The 6,880-nt window shown below is 73.5% G+C and carries 7 protein-coding genes; 5 read left to right on the top strand and 2 right to left on the bottom strand.

The features are described 5' to 3' along the window. The first annotated feature begins 118 nt into the window (after positions 1 to 118). Complete coding sequence (panB, locus tag DQW06_RS18030) at positions 119 to 988, top strand: 3-methyl-2-oxobutanoate hydroxymethyltransferase (protein ID WP_013154220.1); 870 nt, start codon at positions 119 to 121, stop codon at positions 986 to 988. Positions 989 to 1,193: 205 nt separating this feature from the next. Next, the gene (locus tag DQW06_RS18025; protein ID WP_013154221.1) at positions 1,194 to 2,234 is read left to right on the top strand and encodes an LLM class F420-dependent oxidoreductase; all 1,041 of its coding nucleotides are present in this window, start codon (positions 1,194 to 1,196) and stop codon (positions 2,232 to 2,234) included. Positions 2,235 to 2,398: 164 nt separating this feature from the next. Here the strand turns inward: DQW06_RS18025 and npdG are convergent, their stop codons facing one another. Beyond that, entirely contained in the window at positions 2,399 to 3,094 is a 696-nt protein-coding gene (gene npdG / locus DQW06_RS18020; RefSeq protein WP_013154222.1) for an NADPH-dependent F420 reductase, read from the bottom strand. An 83-nt stretch (positions 3,095 to 3,177) separates the two neighbouring features. Beyond that, complete coding sequence (locus tag DQW06_RS18015; RefSeq protein ID WP_013154223.1) at positions 3,178 to 3,369, bottom strand: hypothetical protein; 192 nt, start codon at positions 3,367 to 3,369, stop codon at positions 3,178 to 3,180. Between the two features lie 143 nt (positions 3,370 to 3,512). Here DQW06_RS18015 and map point away from each other — a divergent pair, with 143 nt between their 5' ends. From map to DQW06_RS18000, 3 genes are all read left to right on the top strand, one after another. Then, positions 3,513 to 4,364 (top strand): type I methionyl aminopeptidase, encoded by an 852-nt coding sequence (gene map / locus DQW06_RS18010; RefSeq protein WP_081461744.1) that lies wholly within the window; start codon positions 3,513 to 3,515, stop codon positions 4,362 to 4,364. A gap of 90 nt (positions 4,365 to 4,454) precedes the next feature. Next, a complete protein-coding gene (locus tag DQW06_RS18005; RefSeq protein ID WP_071623246.1) occupies positions 4,455 to 5,288 on the top strand; it encodes a M55 family metallopeptidase in 834 nt (277 codons plus the stop codon). A gap of 154 nt (positions 5,289 to 5,442) precedes the next feature. Continuing rightward, positions 5,443 to 6,849: a M20/M25/M40 family metallo-hydrolase gene (locus DQW06_RS18000; protein WP_071622479.1), complete on the top strand. Its 1,407-nt coding sequence runs from the start codon at positions 5,443 to 5,445 to the stop codon at positions 6,847 to 6,849. The last annotated feature ends 31 nt before the right edge of the window (positions 6,850 to 6,880 follow it).

The following is a 6,880-nucleotide window of genomic DNA, read 5'->3' as shown; positions in this document are numbered from 1 at the left end:
GTCCCCCGCGGACCGCCCGCGGCCCCCTCGGCCGCCCAGCGCGCGAGCGCGACGACACCATTCGTCCACACGTCCGGAGACACCCGCGAGGTGCTTCGAGACAACGGAGGGATAGCACATGAGCACCACAGGAAAGCCCCTCGCCCCGACCGGGGCCCCGACAGGAAACACCCTGTACGGCGGGGTCACCAGCCGACGCGTCACCATCCGCGACCTGGCCGCCGCCAAGGGGCGCGGCGAGCGCTGGCCGATGCTGACCGCCTACGACGCGCTCACCGCCCGGGTCTTCGACGAGGCCGGGATCCCGGTCCTGCTGGTCGGCGACTCGGCGGCCAACGTCGTCTACGGCTACGACACCACCGTCCCGGTGACGGTGGACGAACTCCTCCCGCTGACCGCGGCGGTGTCCCGCTCCACCCGGCGGGCGCTCGTCGTGGCCGACCTGCCCTTCGGCTCCTACCAGGCCTCCCCCCAGCAGGCGCTGGAGGCGGCCTCGCGGTTCATGAAGGAGGGCGGGGCGCAGGCGGTGAAGCTGGAGGGCGGCCACGCGGTGGTCCCCCAGGTGGAGCTGCTGGTCTCGGCGGGCGTGCCGGTGATGGCGCACCTGGGCCTGACCCCCCAGTCGGTGAACACCCTGGGCGGCTACCGGGTGCAGGGCCGCGGCGAGGCCGCTGCCGGACTGCTCAAGGACGCCAAGGAGATGGAGCGCGCGGGCGCGTTCGCGGTCGTGCTGGAGTGCGTGCCCGCCGAGCTGGCCGCGCAGGTGACCGAGCAGCTGTCCATCCCGACCGTGGGCATCGGCGCCGGTCCGTCCACGGACGCCCAGGTGCTGGTGTGGCAGGACATGGCCGGGCTGAGCCCGAAGGTGGCCAAGTTCGTCAAGACCTACGCCAACCTGCACGAGACGCTGCGCGAGGCGGCCTCGGCCTACGCCGACGAGGTCGTCAACGGGGCGTTCCCCGAGGAGCGCCACTCCTACGCCGGTTGAGGGGCGGGGTGAGCCCTCCCCTCTCCGGACGCCGGTGAGCACCGCCGGTCGGGTCCGCCCGACCGGCGGTGTGGCGCCGGGGGTCCCGTGGTACGTGAGCCGGGCAACAGACCGAACCGTACTCGGGAGTGAACCGTACCCGGGAGTAGAGTCGCACCGTACCCAGCGCCGACGGGCCGGGGGTCCGGCCCTCCCGGGAGGACAGATGCGCGTCTCGATGCCGCTCCAGTACGCGGGCGACCCCAAGGCCTCCGTCGACCAGGTGGTCGAACTGGAGAAGGCCGGTCTCGACACCGTGTGGGTCGCCGAGGCCTACGGGTTCGACAGCCCCACCCTGATGGGCTACATCGCCGCCCGCACCGAGACCGTGGCCATCGGCTCGGCGATCCTGCCGCTGTACACCCGCACCCCGACGCTCATCGCGATGACCGCCGCCGGGCTGGACGACCTGTCCGGCGGGCGGGCCGTCCTCGGCCTGGGCGCCAGCGGCCCGCAGGTCGTCGAGGGCTTCCACGGCGTCCCCTACGTCAAGCCGCTCGCCCGCACCCGCGAGACCATCGAGATCTGCCGCAAGGTCTGGGCGCGCGAGGACCGCCTCACCCACGACGGCGCCGTCTTCCAGCTGCCGCTGCCCCCGGAGAGGGGGACCGGTCTCGGCAGGCCGCTCAAGATCATCAACCACCCCGTGCGCCCCCGGATCCCCGTCTACGTGGCCTCCCTGGGTGTGAAGAACGTGGCGCTGACCGCGGAGATCGCCGACGGCTGGCTCCCGCACCTGTTCATCCCCGAGAAGGCCGACAGGGTGTGGGGCGAGGCGCTGGCCGAGGGCAGGGCCAGGCGCGACCCGTCTCTGGGCGGGTTGGAGGTCTCCGCGGGCGGTCTGCTCGCCATCGGCGAGGGTGAGGACACCAAGAGGCTGCTGGACCTCGTACGGCCGATGATCGCCCTGTACGTCGGCGGCATGGGCGCCAAGGGGAAGAACTTCTACAACACGGTCGCCCGCCGCTACGGCTACGAGGAGGCCGCCGAGAAGGTCCAGGACCTGTACCTGGCGGGGAAGAGGGACGAGGCCGCGGCCGCCGTGCCCGAGGAGTTCGTGGAGCTGACCAACATGGTCGGCCCGGAGTCCTACGTGCGCGAGCGCGTGGAGGCCTTCCGGGCCGCCGGGGTGACCCAGCTCAACGTGACCCCCGTGGGCGAGAACCCGGCCGCCCTGGTCGGCAAGGTCAAGGAGTGGGTGTCCTGACCCCGGCCCCTGGCGGCTGGGCGCGCCCGGCGCAGCGGCGCCGGCCCCCGCGGCGGGGACCGGCGCCGTACGCGTGCGCGGGCGGGAGCACCGGGCGGTCCGGAGGCGGTCGGTCCGACGCGCTCCCGCGGGGCCGGGGCGCTCGGGGGCCGCGGGTCCGGGGACTACAGACCGGTGATGCGGATGCCCGCGTGGGTCTTGTAGCGGCGGTTCACCGCGATGAGGTTGGCGGTCAGGGCCTCGACCTGGTGGGCGTTGCGCAGGCGGCCGCCGAAGACGCCGCGCACCCCCGGGATCCGCTCGGCCAGGGCGCGCACCACGTCGGTGGCCTCGCGGTCCTCCCCCAGCACCAGGACGTCGAGGTCCACCTCCTCGACCTCGGGGTCCAGCAGCACCACGGCGGACACGTGGTGGAAGGCGGCCGTGACACGGCTGTCGGGCAGCACCTCGGCGGCCTGCTGGGCGGCGCTGCCCTCGGCGACGTCGAGGGCGAAGGGGCCCTTCTTGTCGAAGCCGAGGGGGTTGACGCAGTCCACGACGATCTTGCCCGCCAGCGGAGCGGCCAGCTGCTCCAGCAGCTCCCGGTGGCCGTCCCAGGGCACGGCGACGATGACGACGTCGCCTTCAGCGGCGGCCGAGGCGTTGTCCAGGCCGCGCACGTCGATCGGGGTGGACTCGGCCTCCACCAGTTCCCGGGCGGCCTTGTCGGCGCGTTCGGCGCTGCGCGAGCCGAGGTGGACGGTGTGCCCCGCCAGGGCGAGGCGGCGGGCCAAGCCCCGGCCCTGGTCCCCGGTTCCGCCCAGGACGGCGACGGACAGCCCGGCGATGTCCGCGCCCGCGGACGTGCTCTGTTCAGTCATGCGCCGATCCTGTCAGAGACGCCGGTGGAAGGCGCCCCCGGCACGGCGCCGCGCGGTGGATCCGGAGCGCGCGTGAGCGGTGTTCACCGCTCCTCCTCGTCGGCCTCGTCCCAGGCCTCGTTGCGCCGGGCGGCGATGGCCAGCGCGCTGGCGGCGGTGGCCTCGTCCGGATAGGGGCCCATGCGCTCCTTGTTGGGGCAGCCGGGACCGTGCTCCACCCGGTTGTGCCGGAGGCAGTACCACCACTTGTCGTCCAGCTGAGTGTCCTCGCTCACCGTGACTCGCTTTCTACGGGACGCCGCCCGGACGGGAACGTGCTTTCCGGGGGACCTACCCAGGCCCGGACGTCCCCTACACCCGTGGGGGAGGGGCATCGTCCAGGACCGCGGGGCCGACCCACGAACTACAATCAGTGTCCATGACTACTCCGCTGGTTCCTGGGCGAATCTCGCCACAACGTTCGGTTCCCTCCCACATCGTCCGCCCGGAGTACGTCGGACGGAAGCACCCCGTGGAGGGGGTTCTGGGCGACGTGCAGACCCCCGAGACCATCGAGCGGATGCGCGTGGTGGGACGGCTGGCGGCCCAGGCGCTGGAGGAGGTCGGCCGCAACGTCCGGCCCGGCGTGACCACCGACGAGCTGGACCGGATCGGCCACGAGTTCCTGCTGGACCACGGGGCCTACCCCAGCCCGCTGGGCTACAAGGGCTACCCCAAGTCGCTGTGCTCCTCGCTCAACGAGGTGATCTGCCACGGCATCCCCGACGACACCGTGGTCTCCGACGGCGACATCGTCAACATCGACATCACCGCCTACCGGGACGGTGTGCACGGCGACACCAACGCCACCTTCCTGGCCGGGAACGTCTCGGAGGAGCACCGGCTGCTGGTCGAGCGCACCCACGAGGCCATGATGCGCGGGATCAAGGCGTGCCGGCCGGGCCGCCGGATCAACGTGATCGGCCGGGTCATCGAGTCCTACGCCAAGCGCTTCGGCTACGGCGTGGTCCGCGACTTCACCGGGCACGGCGTGGGACCGGAGTTCCACTCGGGTCTGGTGGTGCCGCACTACGACGACCCGCGCGCGGACACCGTCATGGAGCCGGGGATGACCTTCACGATCGAGCCGATGATCACGCTCGGCGGCGTGGAGTACGACATGTGGGACGACGGCTGGACGGCCGTGACGGCCGATCGCAGGTGGACCGCCCAGTTCGAGCACACCCTGGTCATCACCGAGTCCGGCGCGGAGATCCTCACCCTGCCGTGACCGCCGCCCCGGTCCCCTCCCGTACGCCCCGGGCGGAACGCGGCGTCCGGACGTGGCCGCGGAAGGGGACCGGGGCGTAGGGTCGTGCGGGTGAAGATCCTCATCTCCGCCGACATGGAGGGCGCCACGGGCGTCACCTGGCCCGCCGACGTCGAGCCCGGCACCGAGCAGTGGCAGCGCTGCCGCGCCATGTTCACCAGCGACGTCAACGCCGCCGTCGAGGGCCTGCTGGAGGGCGGCGCCACCGAGGTGCTGGTCAACGAGGCGCACGCGACCATGCGCAACCTCCTGCTGGAGGAGCTCAACACCGACGCCGCGATGATCACCGGGCGGCACAAGGAGCTGTCCATGGTCGAGGGCGTGCAGTCCGGCGACTGCGACGGCGTGGTGTTCCTCGGCTACCACTGCGGCGCCGGTGACGAGGGCGTGCTGGCGCACACCTACCTGCCCAACGCGGTGACCGGTGTGTGGCTGGACGGAGAACCCGCCAGCGAAGGCCGTCTCAACGCCGCGGTGGTCGCCGAGTACGGCACCCCGGTCATCCTGGTCACGGGGGACGACCGCGCCTGCGAGGACGCCGCGACCTACGCCCCGTTCGCGCGGACGGTCGCGGTCAAGGAGCACGTCAGCCGGTACGCCGCCCGCTGCCGTCCCCCGGCCGCGACCGCGCGGGACATCCGGGCCGGGGCGCGCGCCGCCATGACCCTGGCCGGGCGCCTGGACCCCGTCGGGCCCGAGCCCCGGGCCGTGGAGGTGGAGGTGGACTCCGCGCAGCTGGCCCAGGCCGCCGCCATCGTCCCGGGCGTCACGCGCACGGGGGTGCGGCGCGTCCGGTACGTCTCCCCGGACGCCTACGAGATGATCCGCTGCTTCAAGGCGGTCACCACGCTCATCTCCAACGCCATGGAGGAGCGGTACGGCTGAGGCCGGGTCCGGGGCCGCGGGGGTCCGCCGCCCGCGAATGCCGGGGCACGGCGGGCGGGGCTGGTAGAACTGTGCCGGGGAGCACCACTTCGTCACCACTGGTCACTAAGGTCCTCCCCCGTTACTGACACCTCAGCGAGAGCGAGGCGCGCTCGTGGGCCACATCGCCACTTCCTTCCCAGAGAGAACCGACGGCTTCCCGGAGGGGGCCGACGGCCTCGCGGCGGCCGGGGAGGACGCCGTCCACCTGGCCCGAGGGCTCCTCCGCCGCGACTCCACCAACCACGGCGGCGGTCAGGGCGACGAGCGCGAGGCCGCCGAGTACGTCGCCGAGGCCCTGGGCGACGCCGGACTGGACCCCCTGCTGCTGGAGTCGGCCCCCCGGCGCGCGAACGTGGTCGTGCGCGTCCCCGGCACCGACCCCTCGGCCCCGGCGCTGCTGGTGCACGGCCACCTGGACGTGGTGCCCGCCGACGCGGCCGACTGGACGCTGCCCCCCTTCGCCGGTGAGGTCGCCGACTGCCCCGTCACCGGTGTGCCCGCGCTGTGGGGGCGCGGCGCGGTGGACATGAAGAACACCATCGCCACGGTCACCGCCGTGGTGCGCCACTGGGCGCGCCACGGGCTGCGGCCCCGGCGCGACATCGTGCTGGCCTTCGTCGCCGACGAGGAGGACAGCGCCGCCTACGGCGCCGACTACCTGGTCCGCGAGCACGCCGAGCTGTTCGAGGGCTGCACCACCGCGATCGGCGAGGGCGGCGGGGAGACCATCCACGCCCGCACCGCCTCCGGGGAGCCGGTGCGCCTGTACCCGGTGGGCGCGGCCGAGCGCGGCAGCGCCTGGCTGAACCTGCGCGCCCAGGGCACGGCCGGGCACGGTTCCCGACCGCCGCGCGACAACGCGATCGGCGCCCTGGCCGCGGCCCTGGCCCGGATCGACGGCTACGAGTGGCCGCTGCACCTGACCCCCGTCACGCGTGCGGCGATCGACGCGATCGCCGCGGCCCTGGAGGTGGAGCGCTTCCCCGGTGACACGGCGACCGCGGAGGCGGTGGACGCCCTGGTCGCCAGCCTGGGGACGGCCGCGCCGCTGATCGGCCCGACCACGCGCAACAGCGCGACGCCCACGATGTTCTCGGCCGGGTACAAGGTGAACGTGGTGCCGGGGGAGGCCACGGCGGGTGTGGACGGCCGGGTGCTGCCCGGCGCGGAGGAGCAGTTCGCCGCGGTCATGGAGGAGCTCACCGGCGACCGGGTGACCTGGGAGTACGCGCACGGTTCGCCGCCGGTGTCCGCGCCCGTGGACTCCCCCGCGTTCGCGGAGCTGCGCGAGGCCCTGCTGCTGCACGACCCCGGGGCCCACGTGGTGCCGGTGTGCCTGTCCGGGGGCACCGACGCCAAGGTGTTCTCCCGGCTGGGCATCGACTGCTACGGATTCTCGCCCCTGGCCCAGCCCGAGGGCCTGGACTACTCGGGTCTGCTGCACGGCGTGGACGAGCGGGTGCCGCTGGAGGGGCTGCGCTTCGGGGTGCGCGCGCTGGACACGTTCCTGCGCGCCTGAACGGTGAGACCCCTGGTCGGCTGGGAGGCTG

It is taken from the genome of Nocardiopsis sp. TNDT3 (assembly GCF_003427465.1).
GTDB lineage: Bacteria > Actinomycetota > Actinomycetes > Streptosporangiales > Streptosporangiaceae > Nocardiopsis > Nocardiopsis dassonvillei.
This window is presented reverse-complemented; position numbering and strand designations above follow the sequence as displayed.

What these genes read in the sequence shown, in the direction of transcription:
- DQW06_RS18025 (WP_013154221.1), top strand. Translation starts at nt 1,194, where the DNA reads ATGCGCGTCTCGATGCCGCTCCAGTACGCGGGCGACCCCAAGGCCTCC.
- map (WP_081461744.1), top strand. Translation starts at nt 3,513, where the DNA reads ATGACTACTCCGCTGGTTCCTGGGCGAATCTCGCCACAACGTTCGGTT.
- panB (WP_013154220.1), top strand. Translation starts at nt 119, where the DNA reads ATGAGCACCACAGGAAAGCCCCTCGCCCCGACCGGGGCCCCGACAGGA.
- npdG (WP_013154222.1), bottom strand. Translation starts at nt 3,094, where the DNA reads ATGACTGAACAGAGCACGTCCGCGGGCGCGGACATCGCCGGGCTGTCC.